Annotated in this window: 21 protein-coding genes; 6 read left to right on the forward strand and 15 right to left on the reverse strand. The window is 61.7% G+C overall.

Annotated features, from left to right (window positions below; all coding sequences use genetic code 11):
- Nucleotides 1–26: 26 nt before the first annotated feature.
- The 5 genes from dtpA to rsxD form a co-directional block, all read right to left on the reverse strand.
- Nucleotides 27–1,541 (reverse strand): dipeptide/tripeptide permease DtpA, encoded by a 1,515-nt coding sequence (dtpA, locus tag CPH57_RS07725; protein ID WP_033642946.1) that lies wholly within the window; start codon nucleotides 1,539–1,541, stop codon nucleotides 27–29.
- 604 nt (nucleotides 1,542–2,145) lie between these two features.
- Nucleotides 2,146–2,787, reverse strand: a complete 642-nt coding sequence (gene nth, locus CPH57_RS07730; RefSeq protein WP_019455952.1) for an endonuclease III — start codon at nucleotides 2,785–2,787, stop codon at nucleotides 2,146–2,148.
- Nucleotides 2,787–3,485, reverse strand: coding sequence for an electron transport complex subunit E (locus CPH57_RS07735; protein WP_033642947.1), 699 nt, complete (start codon nucleotides 3,483–3,485; stop codon nucleotides 2,787–2,789). Before CPH57_RS07735 ends, nth begins: the two co-directional genes overlap by 1 nt.
- Entirely contained in the window at nucleotides 3,482–4,111 is a 630-nt protein-coding gene (rsxG, locus tag CPH57_RS07740) for an electron transport complex subunit RsxG (RefSeq protein ID WP_096242202.1), read from the reverse strand. Before rsxG ends, CPH57_RS07735 begins: the two co-directional genes overlap by 4 nt.
- A gap of 9 nt (nucleotides 4,112–4,120) precedes the next feature.
- Entirely contained in the window at nucleotides 4,121–5,206 is a 1,086-nt protein-coding gene (gene rsxD, locus CPH57_RS07745) for an electron transport complex subunit RsxD (protein ID WP_033652582.1), read from the reverse strand.
- Between the two features lie 365 nt (nucleotides 5,207–5,571).
- Here rsxD and CPH57_RS07750 point away from each other — a divergent pair, with 365 nt between their 5' ends.
- The gene (locus tag CPH57_RS07750; RefSeq protein WP_033642950.1) at nucleotides 5,572–6,465 is read left to right on the forward strand and encodes a helix-turn-helix domain-containing protein; all 894 of its coding nucleotides are present in this window, start codon (nucleotides 5,572–5,574) and stop codon (nucleotides 6,463–6,465) included.
- A 33-nt stretch (nucleotides 6,466–6,498) separates the two neighbouring features.
- On the opposite strand, the gene rsxC is transcribed toward CPH57_RS07750, so the two are convergent.
- From rsxC to CPH57_RS07770, 4 genes are all read right to left on the reverse strand, one after another.
- The gene (rsxC, locus tag CPH57_RS07755) at nucleotides 6,499–8,925 is read right to left on the reverse strand and encodes an electron transport complex subunit RsxC (RefSeq protein WP_096242203.1); all 2,427 of its coding nucleotides are present in this window, start codon (nucleotides 8,923–8,925) and stop codon (nucleotides 6,499–6,501) included.
- Nucleotides 8,918–9,490 (reverse strand): electron transport complex subunit RsxB, encoded by a 573-nt coding sequence (gene rsxB / locus CPH57_RS07760; RefSeq protein ID WP_004938428.1) that lies wholly within the window; start codon nucleotides 9,488–9,490, stop codon nucleotides 8,918–8,920. The genes rsxC and rsxB overlap by 8 nt, the downstream gene beginning before the upstream one ends.
- Complete coding sequence (gene rsxA, locus CPH57_RS07765; RefSeq protein WP_004938443.1) at nucleotides 9,490–10,071, reverse strand: electron transport complex subunit RsxA; 582 nt, start codon at nucleotides 10,069–10,071, stop codon at nucleotides 9,490–9,492. Before rsxA ends, rsxB begins: the two co-directional genes overlap by 1 nt.
- A 135-nt stretch (nucleotides 10,072–10,206) precedes the next feature.
- Nucleotides 10,207–10,647, reverse strand: a complete 441-nt coding sequence (locus tag CPH57_RS07770; RefSeq protein ID WP_096242204.1) for a DUF2569 domain-containing protein — start codon at nucleotides 10,645–10,647, stop codon at nucleotides 10,207–10,209.
- Between the two features lie 235 nt (nucleotides 10,648–10,882).
- On the opposite strand from CPH57_RS07770, the gene CPH57_RS07775 reads away from it, so the two are divergent.
- Both CPH57_RS07775 and CPH57_RS07780 read left to right on the forward strand, forming a co-directional pair.
- Complete coding sequence (locus CPH57_RS07775; RefSeq protein WP_033650498.1) at nucleotides 10,883–11,923, forward strand: oxidoreductase; 1,041 nt, start codon at nucleotides 10,883–10,885, stop codon at nucleotides 11,921–11,923.
- A gap of 73 nt (nucleotides 11,924–11,996) precedes the next feature.
- Entirely contained in the window at nucleotides 11,997–13,001 is a 1,005-nt protein-coding gene (locus CPH57_RS07780) for a bile acid:sodium symporter family protein (protein WP_033640474.1), read from the forward strand.
- Between the two features lie 11 nt (nucleotides 13,002–13,012).
- Here the strand turns inward: CPH57_RS07780 and CPH57_RS07785 are convergent, their stop codons facing one another.
- The 3 genes from CPH57_RS07785 to CPH57_RS07795 all read right to left on the reverse strand — a co-directional run bounded on the left by CPH57_RS07785 (nucleotide 13,013) and on the right by CPH57_RS07795 (nucleotide 15,565).
- On the reverse strand, nucleotides 13,013–13,558 hold the full coding sequence (locus CPH57_RS07785; RefSeq protein WP_096242205.1) for an AAA family ATPase: 546 nt from the start codon (nucleotides 13,556–13,558) through the stop codon (nucleotides 13,013–13,015).
- Nucleotides 13,559–13,675: 117 nt separating this feature from the next.
- Nucleotides 13,676–14,674, reverse strand: a complete 999-nt coding sequence (add, locus tag CPH57_RS07790) for an adenosine deaminase (RefSeq protein WP_019455941.1) — start codon at nucleotides 14,672–14,674, stop codon at nucleotides 13,676–13,678.
- Nucleotides 14,675–14,809: 135 nt separating this feature from the next.
- Nucleotides 14,810–15,565 carry a DeoR/GlpR family DNA-binding transcription regulator gene (locus CPH57_RS07795; RefSeq protein WP_096242206.1) on the reverse strand — a complete coding sequence of 252 codons (756 nt, stop codon included), beginning with the start codon at nucleotides 15,563–15,565 and terminating at the stop codon, nucleotides 14,810–14,812.
- A gap of 96 nt (nucleotides 15,566–15,661) precedes the next feature.
- Between CPH57_RS07795 and CPH57_RS07800 the strand changes: the two genes are divergently transcribed.
- A complete protein-coding gene (locus CPH57_RS07800) occupies nucleotides 15,662–16,258 on the forward strand; it encodes an NUDIX domain-containing protein (RefSeq protein ID WP_033642958.1) in 597 nt (198 codons plus the stop codon).
- On the forward strand, nucleotides 16,255–16,623 hold the full coding sequence (locus tag CPH57_RS07805; RefSeq protein ID WP_033640470.1) for a hypothetical protein: 369 nt from the start codon (nucleotides 16,255–16,257) through the stop codon (nucleotides 16,621–16,623). Before CPH57_RS07800 ends, CPH57_RS07805 begins: the two co-directional genes overlap by 4 nt.
- 32 nt (nucleotides 16,624–16,655) lie before the next feature.
- Here CPH57_RS07805 and CPH57_RS07810 read toward each other — a convergent pair whose 3' ends face one another.
- Together CPH57_RS07810 and malX are read right to left on the reverse strand one after the other, a co-directional pair.
- Nucleotides 16,656–17,837 (reverse strand): MalY/PatB family protein, encoded by a 1,182-nt coding sequence (locus CPH57_RS07810; RefSeq protein ID WP_096242207.1) that lies wholly within the window; start codon nucleotides 17,835–17,837, stop codon nucleotides 16,656–16,658.
- Entirely contained in the window at nucleotides 17,830–19,449 is a 1,620-nt protein-coding gene (gene malX / locus CPH57_RS07815; protein ID WP_096242208.1) for a maltose/glucose-specific PTS transporter subunit IIBC, read from the reverse strand. Before malX ends, CPH57_RS07810 begins: the two co-directional genes overlap by 8 nt.
- Before the next feature lie 223 nt (nucleotides 19,450–19,672).
- On the opposite strand from malX, the gene CPH57_RS07820 reads away from it, so the two are divergent.
- The gene (locus CPH57_RS07820) at nucleotides 19,673–20,704 is read left to right on the forward strand and encodes a Mal regulon transcriptional regulator MalI (RefSeq protein ID WP_033642962.1); all 1,032 of its coding nucleotides are present in this window, start codon (nucleotides 19,673–19,675) and stop codon (nucleotides 20,702–20,704) included.
- Here the strand turns inward: CPH57_RS07820 and CPH57_RS07825 are convergent.
- The gene (locus CPH57_RS07825) at nucleotides 20,701–21,582 is read right to left on the reverse strand and encodes a LysR family transcriptional regulator (RefSeq protein WP_033650493.1); all 882 of its coding nucleotides are present in this window, start codon (nucleotides 21,580–21,582) and stop codon (nucleotides 20,701–20,703) included. The two genes, CPH57_RS07820 and CPH57_RS07825, sit on opposite strands and share 4 nt — an antisense overlap.
- Between the last annotated feature and the right edge of the window lie 21 nt (nucleotides 21,583–21,603).

Here is a 21,603-nt window from a genome sequence, read left to right on the forward strand (position 1 = left end):
TCTATTTACGCTCAATCCGCCGGCGATCAGTGAGCCGCCGTGGCTTCCTGCGCTTTCTGATTCAGGTCTTCGCTGGTGTCCAGCGTCATGCGGTACAGTTTCGGCGCGGTCAGCATCATCAGGATGGCGATGACGGCGGTGGCGATGCCGATTTGCATAAACACATGGCTGTAGATGGCCAGTGAAGCGTGCGCGTCGTTGATGTCGCTGGGGACGGCGGTCAGACCGGCGACTTTACCGGCGATCAGCGCCGCGGCGGCGGTGGTCAGGAACCAGGAACCCATGATGAAGCCCATCAGACGCTGCGGCACCAGCTGCGCCACCATCGCCAGACCCAGACCGGAAATCATCAGCTCGCCGATGCTCTGCAGCGCGTAGCTCAGGATCAGCCAGTTGACCGACACGATGCCCTGTTCGTTGGCGAAGCTGGCGCCCCATGGCAGCACCAGGAAGGCGCAGGAACACAGGATCATGCCGAAAGCGAACTTGTGCGGCATCGGCAGGCGATCGCCCATCTTGTTATACAACGCGGCCAGAATCGGGCTGGCGAGCATGATCCAGAACGGGTTCAGCGCCTGGTACTGCTCCGGCTCGAAGGCGACGCCGAAGATGCTGTGCTCCACGTTGTGGATGGCGAAGAAGTTCAGCGAGGTCGGCATCTGGCTGTACAGCACGAAGAATACCACCGCTTCCAGCATCAGCAGGAAGGCGACGATCATTTTGCGGCGTGCGGCGCCATGCAGGGCGAAGGCTTCCTTGGCGAACACGATCACGATCCCGGCAGAGATGAAGGCCAGCGCCCAGCGCGCGATCACCTGGTTGTGCAGCAGCCAGCTGGACACGGCGACCAGCGCCACGATGCCGACCAGCACCATCAGCAGTTTCGGCAGATGCAGCGGCTTGAAGTCAGGCCTGGAGCCGTTTTTCTTCACCCACTTGTGGCACATCATAAAGTTGACCAGGGTGATCAGCATGCCGACCACGCTCAGGGAGAACGCCACGCTCCAGCCGTACTTCGCCGCCAGCCACGGGGTAGCCAGCATGGAGAAGAAGGAACCGATGTTCACCGACATGTAGTACATGGTGAAGGCGCCGTCGATACGCGGGTCGTCTTTCTCATAGCAGGTGGAGAGCAGGGAGGACGGGTTGGCCTTGAACAGGCCGCTGCCCACGGCGATGGTCGCCATGCCCAGATAGACCCAGAAGATGTCGTGGCCGGAGTAGGCCACCATGGCGTAACCGGCGGCCAGCACCAGCGCGCCGAGCACGATCACGCGTTTGGCGCCCAGCACCTTGTCGCCCAGCCAGCCGCCAATGGCGACGAAGCCGTATACCAGGGCGCTGAAAGAAGAGAACAGGGTGATGGAGTCGGCTTCGCTCAGACCGAGCATCTTGACCAGATAAACCGCCATGATGCCTTGCAGGCCGTAATAGCCGAAGCGCTCCCACAGTTCGATCGAGAAGATCAGATAGAATGCTTTCGGTTGTTTGAACGCGTTAAGGCTCACGCTCTCCTGGTGTTGGTTGTTTGCTGTTGACACGGGTACCTCTGTTTTTTCGCAGCCCGTCTTTAGGGGACGGGAAAGTACAAAAGTTGATGCGGAACGGCATCCTTTTGCGTTGTTATAGGATGGGGACGGCGGTTAATGTTCACTATCTTTGTCAACGTGGCAAGCAGTTTGTCATATTCTGTTACATTTAACGCCAGCAGGATTATGCCGCGATGTTGCAAATGTTATGCAGTATTAACTTTCGGCTTTTAGTGGTTTATCGATTTTTTGTTTTGATTAAAAGCTATACGAATTTTAAACAGGGATATATTCTGCTGAATTGCTATTTTTTAGCGCATCAGTGTACGTGAGGTTATTAATCCGTTGGAATGTTGTGTATATGGCGCGATTTGTAAAATTATAGAAATTTAGGAAAACGGGGCTGGCATTTGTGAACGCCTTGTGATCCTGAAAGCGTGACGTTCACCGCAATTTTCGACTAATTTTTTGCTTGAAAATAACGCAGCGATGGGTTTCTTACTGAAAACCGTGATAACGCCGGGGTTACTGCTGCGCGATATCACATTTTTGATAAAAAAGCGGCGTTGGCGAGGGAAGAGGACGCGGCGGGTGCGGTTTGCCGCACCCAACTGACTCAGGATTCCGGATAAACCTTTTCTTTATATTCGCACAGGTCTTCGATGATGCAGGAGCCGCAGCGCGGTTTGCGCGCGATGCAGGTGTAGCGTCCGTGCAGGATCAACCAGTGATGGCAATCGACCTTGAATTCGGCGGGCACCACCTTCAACAGTTTCTCCTCCACCTGATCGACGTTCTTGCCCGGCGCAAAGTGGGTGCGGTTGCACACCCGGAAGATATGGGTGTCCACGGCGATGGTCGCCCAGCCGAAGGCGGTGTTGAGCACCACGTTGGCGGTTTTGCGGCCAACGCCCGGCAGCGCCTCCAGCGCGGCGCGATCTTCCGGCACTTCGCCGCCGTGCAGCTCCAGCAGCATGCGGCAGGTCTTGATCACGTTTTCGGCCTTGCTGTTGAACAGACCGATGGTCTTGATGTACTCCTTGACGCCATCAACCCCCAGCGCCAGCATGGCGGCGGGGGTGTTGGCGACCGGATAGAGTTTGGCGGTCGCCTTGTTAACGCTCACGTCGGTGGCCTGCGCAGACAGCAATACCGCGATCAGCAGCTCAAACGGCGTGGTGTACACCAGCTCGGTGGTCGGATGCGGATTGTTGTCGCGCAGCCGGGTCAGAATTTCCAGTCGCTTCTGCTTGTTCATCAGGCCTTCTCAGCACGTCCTTGTTCCAGCAGCGGTTCCGCCGCCACGGCGCGGGCTTTGCGCGCCTTCATTCTTTCGTCGATCAGATACTTGACCGCCAACAGCAGGCCCAGGCCGATAAAGGCGCCTGGCGGCAGCATGGCCAGCAGGAACGGGCTGTCGAAGTGCACCACTTCGATGCGCAGCGATTTGGCCCAGCCGCCCAGCAGTTGATCGGCGCCGTCGAACAGCGTGCCGTTGCCCAGCAGCTCGCGCATTGAACCCAGCGTCACCATGACGCCGGTGGCGCCGAGGCCGATGGCCATGCCGTCCAGCGCCGAGAGGCCGACCGGTTTCTTGGCGGCCACCGCTTCGGCGCGGCCCACGACGATGCAGTTGGTCACGATCAACGGAATAAAAATGCCGAGCGACTGATACAGACCGAAGGCATAGGCGTTGATCAGCATCTGCACGATGCTCACCACCGCGGCGATGATCATGACGTAGATCGGAATACGCACTTCGCTTGGCACCCAGCGGCGCACCGCGGAGATGGAGGCGTTGGTGAGCGTCAGCACCAGCGTGGTGGCCAGCCCCAGCCCCAGCGCGTTGGTGACGGTGGAGGTCACCGCCAGCAGCGGGCACATGCCCAGCAGCTGCACCAGGGCGGAGTTGTTCTTCCACAACCCCTGGACGATCAATTCTTTGGCTTCACTCATTCGCTGGCTCCACACGCAGGTAAGCTTTCAAGTTTAGGCGGCAGCGTTTCCATATACAACGCCGTGCGGCGCACCGCATTGACCACCGCACGCGGGGTGATGGTGGCGCCGGTGAATTGGTCGAACATGCCGCCGTCTTTCTTCACCGCCCAGCGTTTGTCGTCCGGGTCTTCGATTTTCTTGCCGCTGAAGAAGGAAATCCAGTCGGAAATGCGCAGTTCGATCTTGTCGCCCAGCCCCGGGGTTTCATGGTGTTCAATCACCCGGGTGCCGAGTACCGTGCCGTTGAAATCGGCGCCGACCAGCAGCTTGATGGCGCCGGAGTAGCCGTCAGGCGCGGTGGTTTCCAGCGCGGCGGCGGTCGGTTGCCCGTTTTTGCGCGCCAGATATAAACGGTGTGGCGCGCCGTCGCCCAGCGCCGGATCGCTGATCAGGAAGCATTCGTTCTGCATGACGTTGTCGTAATTTTCCGGCGGCACCACCTGATCGAGCAGGGCTTTTTGCTGCAGCGCCGCCTGATGCGCGATGGTGGTTTTCGTCAGGGCGTAGACCACGGCGGTGAGGCCGGTGGTGACCGCCGCAAACACCGCCAGCGTGGTGCCGTGCTTTCTCATGGAATTCAGCATGGCGGCTCCTTAGCGATGGCCGTACACGCGCGGCTGCGTGTAGTGGTCGATTAACGGGACGGTGATGTTGGCGAGCAGCACGGCAAAGGCCACGCCGTCAGGGTAGCCGCCATAAACGCGGATCAGCCAGACCAGCACGCCGATCAGCGCGCCGTAGATTAAACGGCCCTTCGGCGTGGTGGAGGCGCTGACCGGGTCGGTGGCGATAAAGAACGCGCCCAGCATGCTGGCGCCGGAGAACAGGTGGATCAGCGGCGAAGCCTGATGCGCCGGATCGAGCCACCAGGCCAGACCGGAGCAGAAGGCGATGGCGGCCAACATGCTGAAGGGGATCTGCCAGTGGATCAGGCGGCGCGCCAGCATAAACAGGCCGCCGGCCAGAAAGCCGAGGTTGACCCACTGCCAGCCGATGCCCGCCAGCGCGCCGCCGAACAGCGGCTGCTGCAACACCTGTTCAACGCTGTGGCCGCTGCGCAAACCGGTTTTGAAGCCGTCGAGCGGTGTAGCCTGGCTGATGCCGTCAACGCCCATCTGCAATTCGTGCAGCGTCGCGCCCTGAGCGGTATGGCCGCTGAAAATCGCCAGCAGCGTGTCGTGGAACGACAGTGCGGTGGCGCGTAGCTCATCCGGCGGCAACCAGCTGGTCATCTGCACCGGGAAGGAGATCAGCAGCACCACGTAACCGACCATCGCCGGATTGAACGGGTTCTGCCCAAGGCCGCCGTACAGCTGTTTGGCGATGACGATGGCGAAGAAGGTGCCGATGACGATCATCCACCACGGGGCCAGCGGCGGCAGGCTGATGCCGAGCAGCAGCGCGGTCAGCAGGGCGGAGTTGTCCGCCAGCCGGCTGCGCACCGGCAGCTTGCGCAGCCTGAGGATCGCGCCTTCTGCGGCCAGCGCGACGATCGCCGCCAGCGCCACCTGAATCAGCACGCCATAACCGAAGAACCAAATCTGTGCTGCGATGCCGGGAATGCAGGCCAACATCACCCACAGCATAATGCGGCTGGTGCTTTGCTGGTTGTGGGTGAACGGCGAGCTGGCGATGTGTAAGCCTTTGGCGGCTGTGGGTGATACCGGCCTGAACTTCATAGAGTAACGATACCTTCTGCGCCGCGCCTGCGGCAGTTTCGATGCGCCGAATTGCGGGCGCGGCAAAAATAATAGCCGAGCATTCTACCTGATTCGATGCGAGGGTAATACGCCTTAATGATAGGGGTATTCGGCTTTTCGCACCCGTTGAGATCGGCGTGGCGCGATTTGATTTTTTTTTGGCCGGAAAATGGGCTAACGTGAGGAATTGTCTGTGGAACTTGTGCCGCCATTGCCCCTGAGAAATGGGGTAACCGTATGAATGAAATATCATTTTTGTCCAGATTTCCGCACAAAATAACAACTTTCACATAATACGTGTAGGTTACTATCGCGAACATTATTGAGTCAGTGAATCCATAATAATGACAAATGAAGACATTTTTTTTATTGAAGAGCTAATTGAGTGGGTGGAGATACATCTGGAGAAACGGCCAAACCTGGATGAAGTTGCGCGTATTTCGGGCTATTCCAAGTGGCATCTGCAGCGTAAATTCAAGCGTATTACCGGCATTCAACTCGCCACCTATATCCGTTCGCGCATCCTGACGCGCGCCGCGGTGGCGCTGCGCATCACCCGTCGCTCCATCATCGACATCTCCGATGAGCTGGGCTTCGACTCGCAGCAGACCTTTACTCGCATGTTCAAGCAGCGCTTCGGCACCACGCCCAATCGCTACCGCTCGATGGAGCACTGGGACGTGAAAAACCTGATGCCGCGCTTTAACTTCGAAGCCAGCTACGGCGCGGGATATTATCCGGAAGTGAAGCGGCTGACGCTGCCCGAGATGCAGCTGGTCGGCTTCTCGCGCCGGCTGGATTTCGCCTCCGAACAAGAGCTGGAGTACGCGTCCTGCATGGCGATGAAGGACGAGATTTTCAATGACTTCTTCAAGGGGTTGCACGTCGACTGCCGGCGAATTTACAGCATTTATTGCCCGCAGGCCGGGGAAGGCGACGAGCTGTCGTCCACGCTGGTGATGGCGGTCGATCCTGAACATAAAAAGGACATTCTTTCCAATCATCAGATAGACACCATCCATCTGCCGAGCCGCGAGTTTATCTCCATCAACCATAAGGGCACGGCGAAGGAGTGTCTGCAGTTTTTCGGTTATCTGGTGTCGCATGTGATGCCGGGGCTGAAGGATAAGGTGCGCGGCAGTATGGAAATGGAGATCATTCAAACCAAAGAGTGGAACCCGGAGTCCAAACTGCGTCAGATTGAAGTGGACTACACCTATCTGATCTCTATCGATTAAACGGCGCCCGGCGTAGGCCAGGCGCCGCCGTCATCATTTGTCTTCCGTTTCCGCCGCCAGCGATTCTCTGGCGGCTTTTTTGGCTTTGGCGCGGGCGATAGCCGCCGCAACCGCCGCCTTGCGCGGATCTTCTTCGGCGGCAGCTGGAGCCGGTTCTGTCTCGGCAGGAACGTCCGCCTGCTGCGCCGCTTTTTTGGCTTTGGCGCGGGCGATAGCCGCCGCGACCGCCGCCTTGCGCGGATCTTCTTCGGCGGCAGCCGGAGCCGGTTCTGTCTCGGCAGGAGCGTCCGCCTGCTGCGCCGCTTTTTTGGCTTTGGCGCGGGCGATAGCCGCCGCGACCGCCGCCTTGCGCGGATCTTCTTCGGCGGCAGCCGGAGCCGGTTCTGTCTCGGCCGGAGCGTCCGCCTGCTGCGCCGCTTTCTTGGCTTTGGCGCGGGCGATAGCCGCCGCGACCGCCGCTTTGCGCGGATCTTCTTCGGCGGTAGCCGGAGCCGGTTCTGTCTCGGCCGGAGCGTCCGCCTGCTGCGCCGCTTTCTTGGCCTTCACGCGAGCCAGGGCGGCGGCGACTGCCGCTTTACGCGGATCTTCTTCGGCGGCAGCCGGAGCCGGTTCTGTCTCGGCAGGAGCGTCCGCCTGCTGCGCCGTTTTCTTGGCCTTCACGCGCGCCAGGGCGGCGGCGACTGCCGCTTTACGCGGATCGTCCTCTGTCGCGGCATGGGCGGTGATGTCTGCGGCCGGTGCCTCTTTGCGCGCCTTCACGCGGGCCAGCGCCGCGGCCACGGCGGCCTTACGCGCGTCGTCGCCTGAGGTTGCCGGCGAGGCTTGTTCCGCTTCGGCCGCCAACTGGGCGCGCCGTTCACGCGCCTGCGCTTTACGCGCTTCGCGGGCGGCGATCATCTCGCTGTTGTCCGGCTGCTGGCCGTCGACCGGCGTAACCGCCGCTTCGGCATTCTTGCTGCGTACGCGCGCCAGTGCGGCCTGTACCGCCCCCTGATCGTCGTCGGTCAGTTTGACGGCGGCCTTTTTGTGCCGCTCTTCGCGCGCCAGTTTTTCGCGCTCCAGACGCGCCAGCTTGGCCTCGTAACGCGCCTTGGCCTCGGCGGTGCGCGCCGCTTCCAAATCGATAGCCTTGATTTCGGCCTTTTCCTGCCGGTAGTACTGCACCAGCGGAATGTTGCTGGGGCAGACGAACGCGCAGGCGCCGCATTCGATGCAATCGAACAGGTTGTGGTTGCGCGCCTTGTCGTGCTCCTGCCCGCGGCTGAACCAGTACAGCTGTTGCGGCAACAGCCCGGCAGGGCAAGCGTCCACGCACAGGCCGCAGCGGATGCAGGATTGCTCGGGTTCCTGCGGCGTCATTTCATCCACCGTCGGCGCCAGAATGCAGTTGCTGATCTTGACGATCGGCACGTTCAGCGCGGGCAGGGTAAAGCCCATCAGCGGGCCGCCCATCACCACCATCTGCTGCGCCTGCGGACGGAAACCGACGAAGTCAAGCAGGTGCTGCACCGGCGTGCCGATGCGTGCCCACAGGTTGCCAGGGCGCTCGACCGCCTCGCCGGTCAGGGTCACCACGCGCTCAATCAACGGTTCGCCGTCGACGATCGCCCGCTTGATGGCGAAGGCGGTGCCGACGTTTTGCATCAGCACGCCGATAGCGGAGGAGTGCTTGCCGTGCGGCACTTCCTTGCCGGTCAAAATCTTGGTCAGTTGCTTGGCGCCGCCGGACGGGTATTTGGTGGGGATGACGCGCAGGGCAATGCCGGTCTGGCCGCGCAACGCCTGTTTCAGCGCCGCGATCGCCTCTGGCTTGTTGTCTTCAATGCCGATCAGCGTGACCTTGGGCTGCAGAATGTGTTGCAGGATCTGCGTGCCTTCAACGATCTGATCGGCATGTTCCTGCATCAGGCGATCGTCGGCGGTGATGTAAGGCTCGCACTCGGCGGCGTTGAGGATCAGCGTTTCCACGCCGCTCATGCCGCCTTGCAGTTTACTGGCGGTCGGGAAACCGGCGCCGCCCAGACCGGCGATGCCGGCCTGATGAATACGTTGAATCAGCTCCGCGGCGGGCGATTGGCGGTAATCCGCCACCGGCTCGCGCTCGCACCAGCGGTCTTCGCCGTCTGCCTCGATAATCACGCACAGCTCCGACAGCCCGGAAGGGTGAGCGGTGATGTGCGGCGTGATGGCGCTAACGGTGCCCGAGGTCGGGGCGTGCACCGGCACGGTGCGCCCGCGGCCGACGGTCAGCGGCTGGCCTTTCAACACCCGATCGCCGGCGTTGACGCACAGTTCGCCTTCCGGTCCCAGATGCTGCTGCAGCGGAATGATAAAGGTCTTGGGCAGAGGGGCGACACGCAGCGGCGCGCCGCTCGACTGAGTCTTCATTTCCGGTGGATGGATCCCGCCGTCGAAATCCCAGATCCGGTCTTTTTTAAAGGCGGCGAACAGATTAAGCATGTTGCTCCACGTGGATCACTTGCACCGGGATCGTCTTCATGTCCCACTTCCAGTTGGCGGTGGTGGTGGCGACCGGTCTCATTTCAATACAGTCGGTAGGGCAAGGGGCGACGCACAGATCGCAGCCGGTACAGAGGTCGGTAATGACGGTATGCATGGCGCGGGTGGCGCCGACGATGGCGTCAACCGGGCAAGCCTGAATGCACTTGGTGCAGCCGATGCAGTTGGCCTCGTCGATATAGGCCACTTTACGCTCCGGCTCGGCGGCGGCTTCGCTGCCCAGCGGCTGCGGCTCCACGTTGAGCAGCTCCGCCAGTTTCAGCATCACCTGTTCGCCGCCCGGCGCGCATTTGTTGATCATCTCGCCGTTGGCCACCGCCTCGGCATAGGGGCGACAGCCGGGGTAGCCGCACTGGCCGCACTGGCTCTGCGGCAGGATCGCGTCGACCTGCTCGGCGACCGGATCCTCTTCCACCTCAAAACGGCGCGCGGCGTAGCCCAGCACCAGTCCGAACAGCAGCCCGAGCGCGCTCAAAGCCGCGATAGCTATCCACAACGCAGTCATTAGAATTTCACCAGCCCGGTAAAGCCCATAAAGGCCAGCGACATCAGCCCGGCGGTGATCAGTGCGATCGAGGAGCCGCGGAACGGCGCCGGCACGTCGGCCACCGCCAGACGTTCGCGAATGGCGGCGAACAGCACCATCACCAGCGAGAAACCGGCGGCGGCGCTGAAACCGTAAACGGCGGACTGCAGGAAGTTATAACCGAGGTTGACGTTAAGCAACGCCACGCCCAGCACCGCGCAGTTGGTGGTGATCAGCGGCAGGAAGATGCCCAGCAGGCGATAGAGCGCCGGGCTGGTCTTGCGCACCACCATCTCGGTGAACTGCACCACCACGGCGATCACCAGAATGAAGGAGAGCGTGCGCAGATACACCAGATCCAGCGGAACCAGAATAAAGGTGTTGATCACCCAGGCGCTGACGGAGGCCAGCGTCATGACGAAGGTGGTGGCCATTCCCATGCCGATGGCGCTTTCCAGCTTCTTGGAAACGCCGAGGAACGGGCACAGGCCAAGAAACTTCACCAGAACGAAGTTGTTCACCAGTACGGTGCCGACAAACAGGAGCAGGTATTCGGTCATTGCGATGCCTAAAAAAATAAAAGCCGCCTATTATCGGGAATCGGCGGCCGGACGACAACATATGAATCGCAGGGGTATTGCCTTTTTTGGTGAAAATTTACACAAATAACCCAATAAAACGTGCTGCAATCGCCTTTAACATTCGGTAAAGGTCCCTTTGACCCGCTGCGAACGCTTGATGTAAGGCACCAGCAGCGCCGCCATCAGCAGCGGCCAGCCGAGGCTGCGCACCGCCACTTCATCCGGCACCGGCGCGAAGGCGAAGGCTTTCACCGCCAGGATCACCGTGATCAGCAGCCATAACAAGAACAGCTTGGGGAAGCGCTGCGACCGCTGGCAAAACAGAAATACCAGCCACAGGGTGAAGCCCCACATCAAGAGCGTGGTCAGCACCGAAAAGTACCATTGCAGGGTAAACGCCTGGGCGTTGGTCAACAGATAGTCGCGCGACTCGGGCATGAAGATCGCCATGGCGTACAGGAGCAGCATCAGGCTGGCGCTGAGCAGGGTGACGATCAGATAGGCCAGCGGGGCCAGCAACCAACCGCCGATACGAGAGTATTCAGCTTGAGACATAAAACGGCTTCCTGATTGAATCGGGGATCACAGGCGGCATAGCTTAGCGGGTAATATAGGCTTCGTCATCCCTATCAACCGGATAGCTCGGCGTCGCGGGCTCGGGCCGCACGTTTGGCTACTCCGGCGCCGTGCCGACCCCGCTTCGAATTAACATCTCATTTACTTCTTGTTCCAGCCGTCCGCATGGTGTCAAATCGAAAGGGTCTGTCGTGAGCCTGCAAGAGGAAATCCCATGGCTGAGAAAATTCGTGTCGGGCTGGTCGGTTACGGCTACGCCGGCAAAACCTTTCATGCGCCGCTGATCGCCGGTACGCCCGGGCTGGAGCTGGCCGCCGTTTCCAGCAGCGATGCCGGCAAAGTGCGCGCGGACTGGCCGTCGATGACGGTGGTGGGCGATGCGCAGGCGCTGTTCGCCGATCCGGCCCTCGATCTGATCGTGATTCCTACCCCCAACGATACCCATTTCCCGCTGGCGCAACAGGCGCTGGCCGCCGGCAAGCACGTGGTCGTGGACAAACCGTTTACCGTGACATTGTCACAAGCTCAGGCGCTGCAGCAACAGGCGCAGCAGAGCGGTTTGCTGTTGTCGGTGTTCCACAACCGTCGCTGGGACAGCGATTTCCTGACCCTCAAAGCGCTGCTGAACGACGGTTCGCTGGGCGAGGTGGTGTACTTCGAGTCGCACTTCGATCGTTACCGGCCACAGGTGCGTCAGCGCTGGCGCGAACAGGGCGGCGTCGGCAGCGGCATCTGGTTCGATTTGGGGCCGCATCTGCTCGATCAGGCGCTGCAACTCTTCGGCAAACCCGAGCGGCTGTTTGTCGATCTGGGTGAGCTGCGGCCGGGGGCGCAGGCGGTGGACTATTTCCACGCGCTGCTGAGCTATGGCGATCGCCGTGTGGTGCTGCACGCCAGCATGCTGGCGGCGGCGGAGAGCCCGCGCTATGTGGTGCACGGCACCCGCGGCAGCTATGTCAAATACGGCCTGGATCCGCAGGAAGACCGGCTGAAGGCCGGCGAACGCTTGCCGCAGGCCGACTGGGGCTATGACATGCGCGAGGGTGTGGTGACGCTGTCACGCGGCGACCTGCTGGCGGAACAGCCGCTGCTCAATATTCCCGGCAACTACCCGGCTTATTACGCGGCGGTGCGCGACGCGATTGCCGGCATAGGCGAAAATCCGGTGCCGGCCGCCGACGCCATCGCGGTGATGGCATTGATCGAACTGGGGCTGGAATCGGCCCGGCTGCAGCAGGCGCTGCCGGTGGTCTGATCCCGCCCACTTTTCTGTGGCCCGGCGCAACGTCGGGCCTTTTTACGACTCTACATGCAAGGAAATCCGTTTCATGTCCTGGTTGCAGCGTTTGCGCATTGATAAATTTTTGCTGGTTCTGATTTTGGTGGTGATCGTCGCCTCGCTGTTCCCCTGCGAAGGCATCTGGAAAACCTTCTTTGAACACCTGACCACCGCCGCCATCGCGCTGCTGTTCTTTATGCACGGCGCCAAGCTGTCGCGCGAGGCGATCATCGCCGGCATGAGTCACTGGAAGCTGCATCTGCTGGTGTTCCTCAGCACCTTTGCGCTGTTCCCGCTGCTCGGCCTGGCGATGAATCTGTTGGTGCCGGGCATCATGACGCCGACGGTCTATCTCGGCTTCCTCTATCTGTGCGCGCTACCGGCCACGGTGCAGTCGGCCATCGCCTTTACGTCGGCGGCGGGCGGTAACGTGGCGGCGGCGATCTGCAGCGCCTCGGCGTCGAGCATTCTCGGCGTGTTCCTGTCGCCGCTGCTGGTGGGGGCGTTGATGCATACTCAGGGCGGTAATACCGACGTGCTGCACGCCATCGGTTCAATCATTTTGCAATTGATGGTGCCGTTCGTGATCGGCCACCTGGCGCGGCCATTGATCGGCAAGTGGATCGATCGCCATCGCAAATTGATCAACCTGACCGACCGTTCGTCGATCCTGCTGGTGGTGTATACCGCGTTCAGCGCGGCGGTGGTGGAAGGGATTTGGCATCGCATCGACGGCTGGTCGCTGCTGACCATCCTGGTGATGTCGCTGGTGCTGCTGACGGTGGTGCTGGTGATCAACACCTACGCGGCGCGCTGGCTGGGCTTTAACACCGCCGATGAAATCACCATCGTCTTCTGCGGTTCGAAAAAGAGCCTGGCGAACGGCATCCCGATGGCCAACGTGCTGTTCCCGGCCGCGGCGGTGGGCGCCATGGTGCTGCCGCTGATGATTTTCCACCAGGTTCAGCTGATGGTGTGCGCGGTGCTGGCGCAGCGCTATGCGCGTAAAACCGCTAAACAGCGGGCCGAGGCGGAGGCGCTGGCGGCCAAATAGGCCGCAGGCCGCTAACGGCGGCCCAGCGCGTCGAGCAGAAAGTCGGCGCGCTCGTCCGGTGAGGCGCGCGGCAGTTCTTGCAGCCGATAGCCATAGCGGCGATAGACGGCCACCATCGCCCGGTAGGTCAGCTCGGCTTCGGCGAAAGATTGCTTTCTTTCGCTGTCCTGCGCGTAGATCGCTTGCCACGGCGGGGCGATGAACACCCTTTCGGCATAGCGGAAGGTGCCGATCGCCGCTGTCAAATGCGCGGGGATCGGCAGCCCGCACAGCGTGAGATACCCGGCGATATCCGGCAGCCCGCGATCGAAGAACCAGCATGTTTCCCCCGTTGCTTCGCGCCATGAGCGCAGTTCCCAATCGAGCATCCGCTCGGCGAAGGCCTGGCGATCGCCCCACGGCAGCGCATGGCCGCCGATACTCACCTGATCCTGAATAATCGCCCGGCCGGCCTCCTGCGAGTGCGGAAAGCCGCGGCGATGAAGAACGTCGATGAGCGTGCTTTTGCCCGAGCCGGGGCCGCCGGTCAGCACGATGCGGCGTGTTTTGTCAGACATGCGAAATTCCTCTTTTGCGGCAGAGTCATGGGGTAACACAGCGATAAAGACGAGCAGTCGGAAGAAGACGGCGGGGAGAGGGATGAGAAGAAGGCGCCGTTTGGCGCCTGGGGGGATTTAGCCCTGAACTTTGGCGCGCAGCGCCTGTTTTTCCTGCTCGCTGAGGAAGGCCAGCTTCAGGCCGTTTTCCTGCGCGGTGCGGATTTCTTCCGGCGTCAGCCCGGCCTGCGGCGCGGCGACGCGGTATTCATGCTCGATCTCGATGCCCTGAACCGCCGGATCGTCGGTGTTGATCGACGCCAGCACGCCGTGGCGCAGGAAGGTGGCCAGCGGATGCTGCGCCAGCGACGGCACGGTGCTGGTTTGTATGTTGGAGGTCAGGCAGGATTCGATACCGATGCCGTGTTCCGCCAGGAAGTCCATCAGCGCCGGATCTTCGACCGCTTTCACCCCGTGGCCGATACGTTCGGCGCCCAGCTCGCGGATCGCCTGCCAGATGCTTTCCGGGCCGGCGGCTTCGCCTGCGTGCACGGTGATGCGCAGGCCGGCGTCGCGGGCGCGGTTGAAGTGGTTGAGGAACAGGCTGCCGGGGAAGCCCAGCTCATCGCCCGCCAAATCCAGCGCGGTAATGCCGTCGCGGTGCGCCAGCAATCCTTCCAGTTCCTGCAGACAGGCGGCCTCGCCGAAGGTGCGGCTCATGATGCCGATCAGGCGAATGTCGATATCACGATCGCGGCAGCCCGAACGGATCCCGTCGATCACCGCTTCCACCACGCCGGCGACCGGCAGTTGATGCTTCATCGCCATGTAGTAAGGGGAGAAACGCAGCTCGGCATAGTGCAGGCCGGCGTTGGCGGCGTCCTCGACGTTTTCGTATGCCACCCGGCGGCAGGCGTCCAGATCGCCCAGCACCGCCACGCCCCAGTCCAGTTTCTGCAGGAAGCTGACCAGATCCGGTTCGGCATGGGTGATCTGCACGTGCGGGCGCAGGCTCTCCAAATCGTTGGCCGGCAGGGCGAGATTGAACTGGCGGCCGAGGTCGAGAATGGTCTGCGCGCGGATGTTGCCGTCGAGATGGCGGTGAATATCGGTAAGCGGTAGGCGGGGATCGATCATGCTGGGCACTCGCTAATTATCGTAGGTAAAGTGCAGAACAGTATAAAAACAAATGGATGAAACTTGCCATCGCGTTGCATAAAAAAGTGACTTACATCACAAATAATGCGAGGTGTATCGCATTTTCGTCGTGAATCAGGCTTTCAACACGCTGACGCCCGCCTGCTGCAACGGCGCGATCAGCGCGTCATCGGTAGCCCGCTCAACGATGATGGTGTGCGCCAGCGTAATATCGCCGATCGCATACTGCGAGGCGGCATTAAGCTTGGCGGCGGAAGCCAGCACCACGGTTTCCGCCGCACGGGCCGCCAGCGCGCGCTTGATGTAGGCTTCTTCCAGATCGCCGGTGCTCAGCCCTGCGGTGGGGTGCACGCCGGTCACGCCCATGAAATAAATATCGGCGCGGATATGCGACATCGCTTCTACGGCGGCGGCGCCGACGCTGACGATCGAATGCTTATACAGTCGGCCGCCGATCAGGATCACCTCGACGGTGGGGTGATCGACCAGGCCCACGGCGACGCTGGGGCTGTGGGTGACGATGGCGGCGTTGAGGTTGGCCGGCAGTTGCCTGACCAGCTCTGCGGAGGTGGTGCCGCCGTCGATGATCACCACCTGGCCGGGGGCGATCAGCGCCGCCGCCGCTTTGGCGATCGCGCGTTTGGCGCCGGATTCCAATTGATTGCGTTCGGCGAAGCTGGCGATGGCGGAAGAAACCGGCAGGGCGCCGCCATGCACCCGTTGCAGCAACCCCTCGGCGTCCAGTTCGCGCAGATCGCGCCGGACCGTATCTTCCGACAGCCCGAACATCTCGCTGAGCTGTTTGGCCAAGACCTGACCCTCCTGGGCCAGTTTTTCCAAAATGATCTTCTTGCGCTGGCTGGTCAACATGGCCATTTCCTCTCAAATTTGCTATGCACGAAATATCTTGATCATACACGAAACTGCACGATAGTATCAATTTCCTTCCTCTGGCGGAGTAAACCGATGATAGCCACCAAAGACAGGGTTCGTATTGTCGAAACCCGGGTGTTGTCCGATGACTGGTACCTGCTGAAAAAAACCACCTTTGATTTTCTGCGGCGCGACGGCGTCTGGCAAAGGCAGAGCCGTGAGACTTACGATCGCGGCGACGGCGCCACCATTTTACTGTTCAACCGGCAGGCGCAAACGGTGATCCTGACGCGCCAGTTCCGCTTTCCGGTGTTCGTCAACGGTCATGACGGCATGCTGATTGAGGCCGCCGCCGGGCTGTTGGACGACGCGTCGCCGGAGGCGCGCATCCGCGCCGAAGTTGAAGAGGAAACCGGCTATTTCGTGCAGAACGTGGAGAAAGTGTTTGAGGCGTACATGAGCCCTGGCTCGGTCACCGAAAAGCTGCACTTTTTCGTCGGCGAATATCAGGCGGGCGACCGCCTCAACGAGGGCGGCGGGCTGGCGGCGGAGGGGGAAGATTTGGAGGTGATCGAGCTGCCGCTGGCGCAGGCCCTGCAGGCGGTTCGTCAGGGTACGATCGTTGACGCCAAAACTATCATGCTGCTGCAGTTTGTCGCCTTGAATCGGACGTTGGAGGAACAACGATGAAAGCCCAACAAATCTTGATCGCCGGCCCTTATCGCAGCGGCACCGATGGCGATCCGCAGCGTATCGCCGCCAATCTGGCGCGCCTCGAACAGGCGGCGCTGGCGGTCTACCAACGGGGGCACGTGCCGGTGATCGGCGAATGGCTGGCGCTGCCTTTGGCGGCCGCGGCCGGTTCCACTCAGGTTGGCGATGCGGTCAGCGAGGCGTTTCTTTACCCGGTGGCTCACCGACTGATTGCGCAGTGTCAGGCGGTGTATCGCATCGAAGGGGCGTCTGCGGGGGCCGATAACGACGTGCGGTTGGCTAACGAATGGGGATTGACGGTCTATCGTCATCTGGAGGAAATTCCGTCTGTTCAGGCGTAACCGAGGGGCGGGCAGAGGCTCGCCCCCTCGCGTTATTTCTCGTCCAGCACAAACTTCAACCCGGCGATCAGCTTGTCCATGCCGGCTTCCAGCTTGCTGCGCGGGCAGCCGACGTTGAGGCGCAGGAACCCGCGGCCTTCTTCGCCGTAGGTAAAGCCCGGCATGATCGCCACCTTTTCACGCTCGATAAGCACCTGCTGCAGCGCCCGATCGTCCACGGCCAGCGGCCGCAGATCGATCCAGGCCAGATAGGTGGCCTGCGGCGGGCGCCAGCCCAGCGCGGGAAACGCCTCTGCCAGCCGTTCGGCGACGTAGGTCAGGTTATCCTGCAGATAGTCGCGCAGGGCGTCCAGCCAGGGTTCACCGCGCCGATAGGCGGCTACGTGCGCCGCCACCGCCAGCACTGCCGGCGAGGAGAGGCCGTCACGGGATTTGAGCTGCTGGAAATAGGCTTCGCGGCTGGCGTCGTCGCTGATAAAGCCGTAGGCGCCGGTTAACGCCGGAATGTTAAAACTCTTGGAGCCGGAGGTCAGTAAGGCCCAGGGGCCGGTCGCCACCTGGCTCCAGGGCGTATGGCGGTGTTCGCCCCAGACCATGTCCATGTGGATTTCATCGCTGATCACGCGCACGTCGTGGCGTTCGCACAGTTCGGCCATCTGCTGCAGCTCTTCGCGGCGCCACACTTTGCCAGTGGGATTATGCGGGCTGCACAGTAGCAGGATCTTGGTCTGCGGCCGCGCCAGCAGCGCTTCGAGGTGCGCCATGTCGCAGCGCCAGTCATCTGCGGCCTTGTGCAGCGGGCAGGCCAGCAGCTGGCGCTGGTTGGCGAGGATCACCTTATAGAAGGCGTCGTAGGCCGGGGTATGGGTCACCACGTAGTCGCCCGGCACGGACCATTGGCGGATCAGCTGCGCCGCCATGTAGATAACGGAAGGGCCGTACACCGCCGTTGTGGTGTCGATAGCGGTGTTGAAACGTTGTTGATACCAGTGGCGCAGCGCGCCGAGAAAATCTTCATGCTGCCAACGGCTGTAGCCCAGCACGCCGTGCTGCAGGCGCTGTTGCAGCGCCTCGAGAATGCACGGTGCGGTGGCGAAATCCATATCGGAGATGGTGAACGGCAGCAGGTCGGCGCTGCCGAAGCGATCGGCGATGTAATCCCACTGGGTGCACCAGGTGCCGTGGCGGTCGATCGGGGTAGAGAAATCAAACATGGGTGGCTCCCTGCAGCGCCGCGGCAGGGCGCGCCGTGGCTATCAGTGAGTCTAATTTATCCTTCACCGATTGCACCTGCGGGCCGATCACTACCTGCAGATTATGATCGTTGAGATGCACTACGCCGATGGCGCGGTTGGCCTTCAGCGCCGCGTCGTCCACCTGGCTCATGTCGTTGACTGAAAGGCGCAGGCGGGTGATGCAGTTGTCCAGCGTAATGATGTTGTCCGGGCCGCCGAGCGCCGCCAAAATCGCCGGCACATTGTAGCCGGATTTGCCCGCCGCGCCGCTCGGCGCGTTTGGGGTGACGGCGCCGTCGCTCTCACGGCCCGGCGTTTTGATGTTAAAGCGCCGGATGGCGAAGCGGAAAATGGCGTAATAGCCGACGAACCAGATGGCGGCCACCACCGGCACCAGATACCACTTGGTGGCGGTGCCGTGCAGAATGCCGAACACCACGAAGTCGATAATGTTGCCGTCGGTGTTGCCGATGGTCACGCCCAGCAGCGCCATCACGGTAAAGCCCAACCCGGTGAGCAGCGCATGGATCAGGTAGAGGAACGGCGCGACGAACAGGAACAGGAACTCGATCGGCTCGGTGGTGCCGCCGACGACGCAGGCCACCACGCCGGAAATCAACAGCCCCTTGATTTTATGGCGGTTCTCCGGTTTGGCGCAGTGGTACATCGCCAGCGCCGCGCCCGGCAGGCCGCCGAGGAACGCCGGCATTTTACCCTGCGACAGGAAGCGGGTGGCGCTTTCGGCGAAACCGGTGGTGGTCGGGCAGGAGAGCTGCGCCTGGAAGATGGTCAGGGCGCCGCTGACGCTGTGGCCGCACACCTCCATTGTGCCGCCCGCCTCGGTAAAGCGGATCAGCGCCACCAGTATGTGATGCAGACCGAACGGCAACAGCAGGCGTTCGCCGGTGCCGAAGATCATCGGCCCGAAAATGCCGGCGCCATTGATCATGCGCCCCAGGCCGTTGATGCCGGCGGCGAACCATGGCCAGATCAGGGGGATGAGCAGGCCGCACAGGCCCAGCGTCACGGTGGTGACTATCGGCACGAAACGGGTGCCGCCGAAGAAGGCCAGCGCATCCGGCAGCCGGATGGTGTGGAAACGTTCATGCAGCAGATACACGATGATGCCGACGATCACTGCGCCGAGGATGCCGGTGTCGATCGACTGAATGCCGAGAATGTTTTGGATGTTGTTGGCCTTCAGCACCAGCGGATCGCTGGTGGGCAGCACGCCGGCAGCGGTCAGGTAGAAGTTGGTGGCCAGATTCAGCACGGCGAAGCCGACGAAGCCGGAGAAGGCGGCGACGCCCTTGTTGTCGCGCGCCATGCCCAGCGGAATGGCGATGGCGAACATCACCGGCAGGAAGCTGAAGGCGAAGGAGCCTATCTTGCTCATCCAGGTGAAGATCAGCTGGAAGATCGGATGGCCGATAAACGGCATCAGGGTGATCACGTCGCGGCTGCTCAGCGAGCTGCCGATCCCCAGCATGATGCCGCAGAAAGAGAGTAAGGCGACGGGCAACATGAATGTTTTGCCCAGGCTCTGGAAGAACTCCCAGAGGGTGATTTTGGGTTTATTGGCTGCTGACATAACCGACTTCTCCTGGCGAAAAGACGAGCAAAAAGAGGACTTCTGATTAGGTAAAAAGAAGATAAAACGTTTTACCTAGCAAAAATGCGCCGCCAATCACAAATCTGTCGCCCGGTTTTTGGCGACAATGCGGCGGGCAGTAAAACGTTTTACTGCATTGACGGATTCGGTATACCCTTGATCACTACGGCGCGGGTTGCCCAGGAACGGGTTCGCAGAGACTATGAGCATCAAAAAGATCACCATTACCGATGTGGCGCAACAGGCGGGCGTTTCGGTCACCACGGTTTCTCTGGTATTGAGCGGCAAGGGGCGGATTTCGCCGACCACCGTCGAGAAGGTCAATCAGGCGATAGAGCAGTTGGGCTACGTGCGCAATCGCCAGGCGGCGACGCTGCGCGGCGGCGAATCCGGGGTAATCGGCCTGATCCTGCGCGACATTTGCGAACCTTTCTATGCCGAAATGACCGCCGGGCTGAGCGAAGCGCTGGAGGCGCACGACAAACTGCTGTTTTTAACCCAGAGCGGGCGCGATGGTCAGGGGCTGCAGCGGGCGTTTGACGCGCTGCTGGCGCAGGGCGTCGACGGCATTGTGCTGGCGGGCGGCATCCGCGCGGCGGCCGGGCTGAAGGAAAAGGCGGCCGAGCAGGGCGTGCCGCTGGTGTGCGTGGCGCGCTCCAGCGGTCTCGAGGGCGTGGACGTGGTGCGGCCGGACAATATGCAGGCCGCCAAGCTGGCCACCGAATTTTTGATCAAACGCGGCCACAGCCAGATTGCTTATCTCGGCGGCCAGAGCGACTCGTTGACGCGCGCCGAAAGGTTGGGCGGATTTTGCGCCACGCTGTTGCAGTACGGCCTGCCGTTTCGCAGCGAATGGATCGTCGAGTGCGATTGCCAGCAGCGTGAGGCGGCGGAAGCGGCGGAACAGCTGCTGCGCCACTACCCGAATATCACCGCTGTCGTTTGCCACAAGGCGTCGGTGGCGCTTGGCGCCTATTTTGGCCTGACGCGCAGCGGCCGCAGCATCGGTTCGGACGGGGTCGACGCCTACTACGGCCGGCAGGTGGCGCTGATCGGTTTCGGCGACGTGCCGGAGGCCGAGCTGACCGAACCGCCGCTGACCTTTGTCTCCAGCTCGGCGCGGGAAGTGGGGCGCAGCGCCGCCGCGCGCCTGCTGCAGCGCATCAATGACGCCGATCTGCCGGCGCAGAACGTCATTTTGCCGCCGACGCTGATCCGGCGCGGCTCCGCTTAGTCCCGCCGCTGTTCCTCTTCCGCTTCGCGGCAAATCCAGCCGATAAAAGCCTTCATCGCCGGCGTCAGATCCCGCGATTTCAAATGGGTCAGCCAGTAGGCGCCGAGCGCGGCCTCGGCGGCGAACGGCCGCTGCAGCGCGCCGGCGGCCAGTTCGCGGCGGAACATGCTGACCGGCGCCAGCGCCACGCCGTCGCACTGGAGCGCGCCTTCCACCATCAGCCTCGATGAGTCGAACACCGGGCCGTTGATTCGCCACGGCGTCACCTGCGCAGCCGTGAACCAGCGTTCCCATTCATCCTGGCGGTAAGTGCGCATCAGCAGTTCGTGCTGCAGATCCTGCGGCGTATGCAGCCGCGCGGCGACCGCCGGCGAGCAGAGCACCGTCAGCGGCGCGTCGAACAGCTTAATATTGCGGGTGGCGGGCCATAAACCTTCGCCGAAACGGATGGCGAAATCCATGCCGTCGGCCGACAGATTGACCAGGTTGTTGTGGGTCAGCACCCGCAGATCGATGAACGGATGCGCCGCGCGGAACGCCGCCAGCCGCGGCATCAGCCAGCCGACCGCGAAGGTGCCGACCACCGCCACCGTCAGCACTTCGTGGAAATGCCCGCCTTCGAACTGCTGTAACACCGCCTCGATGCGATCGAAAGCGTCGCTCAACACCGGCAGCAGCGCCTGGCCCTCTTCGGTCAGATCCAACCCGCGCGGCAGGCGGCGGAACAGCTGAATGCCCAGTTGTTCTTCCAGCATGCGCACCTGCTGGCTGACGGCGGCCTGAGTGACTCGCAGCTCCAGACCGGCGCGGGTGAAGTTCAGGTGGCGGGCGGAGGATTCGAACGCCCGCAGGGCGTTGAGGGGAAGTCGGTTGCGCATTGTTGATAGCCATAAGTTTTT

This window comes from Serratia sp. JKS000199 (genome assembly GCF_900215455.1).
In the GTDB taxonomy this organism is placed as follows: domain Bacteria; phylum Pseudomonadota; class Gammaproteobacteria; order Enterobacterales; family Enterobacteriaceae; genus Serratia; species Serratia ureilytica.

Excerpts from the sequence above, each read along its gene's own strand:
- nth (WP_019455952.1), bottom strand. The coding sequence starts at position 2,787 with ATGAACAAGCAGAAGCGACTGGAAATTCTGACCCGGCTGCGCGACAAC.
- CPH57_RS07735 (WP_033642947.1), bottom strand. The coding sequence starts at position 3,485 with ATGAGTGAAGCCAAAGAATTGATCGTCCAGGGGTTGTGGAAGAACAAC.
- rsxG (WP_096242202.1), bottom strand. The coding sequence starts at position 4,111 with ATGCTGAATTCCATGAGAAAGCACGGCACCACGCTGGCGGTGTTTGCG.
- rsxD (WP_033652582.1), bottom strand. The coding sequence starts at position 5,206 with ATGAAGTTCAGGCCGGTATCACCCACAGCCGCCAAAGGCTTACACATC.
- CPH57_RS07750 (WP_033642950.1), top strand. The coding sequence starts at position 5,572 with ATGACAAATGAAGACATTTTTTTTATTGAAGAGCTAATTGAGTGGGTG.
- rsxC (WP_096242203.1), bottom strand. The coding sequence starts at position 8,925 with ATGCTTAATCTGTTCGCCGCCTTTAAAAAAGACCGGATCTGGGATTTC.
- rsxB (WP_004938428.1), bottom strand. The coding sequence starts at position 9,490 with ATGACTGCGTTGTGGATAGCTATCGCGGCTTTGAGCGCGCTCGGGCTG.
- rsxA (WP_004938443.1), bottom strand. The coding sequence starts at position 10,071 with ATGACCGAATACCTGCTCCTGTTTGTCGGCACCGTACTGGTGAACAAC.
- CPH57_RS07770 (WP_096242204.1), bottom strand. The coding sequence starts at position 10,647 with ATGTCTCAAGCTGAATACTCTCGTATCGGCGGTTGGTTGCTGGCCCCG.
- CPH57_RS07775 (WP_033650498.1), top strand. The coding sequence starts at position 10,883 with ATGGCTGAGAAAATTCGTGTCGGGCTGGTCGGTTACGGCTACGCCGGC.
- CPH57_RS07780 (WP_033640474.1), top strand. The coding sequence starts at position 11,997 with ATGTCCTGGTTGCAGCGTTTGCGCATTGATAAATTTTTGCTGGTTCTG.
- CPH57_RS07785 (WP_096242205.1), bottom strand. The coding sequence starts at position 13,558 with ATGTCTGACAAAACACGCCGCATCGTGCTGACCGGCGGCCCCGGCTCG.
- add (WP_019455941.1), bottom strand. The coding sequence starts at position 14,674 with ATGATCGATCCCCGCCTACCGCTTACCGATATTCACCGCCATCTCGAC.
- CPH57_RS07795 (WP_096242206.1), bottom strand. The coding sequence starts at position 15,565 with ATGTTGACCAGCCAGCGCAAGAAGATCATTTTGGAAAAACTGGCCCAG.
- CPH57_RS07800 (WP_033642958.1), top strand. The coding sequence starts at position 15,662 with ATGATAGCCACCAAAGACAGGGTTCGTATTGTCGAAACCCGGGTGTTG.
- CPH57_RS07805 (WP_033640470.1), top strand. The coding sequence starts at position 16,255 with ATGAAAGCCCAACAAATCTTGATCGCCGGCCCTTATCGCAGCGGCACC.
- CPH57_RS07810 (WP_096242207.1), bottom strand. The coding sequence starts at position 17,837 with ATGTTTGATTTCTCTACCCCGATCGACCGCCACGGCACCTGGTGCACC.
- malX (WP_096242208.1), bottom strand. The coding sequence starts at position 19,449 with ATGTCAGCAGCCAATAAACCCAAAATCACCCTCTGGGAGTTCTTCCAG.
- CPH57_RS07820 (WP_033642962.1), top strand. The coding sequence starts at position 19,673 with ATGAGCATCAAAAAGATCACCATTACCGATGTGGCGCAACAGGCGGGC.
- CPH57_RS07825 (WP_033650493.1), bottom strand. The coding sequence starts at position 21,582 with ATGCGCAACCGACTTCCCCTCAACGCCCTGCGGGCGTTCGAATCCTCC.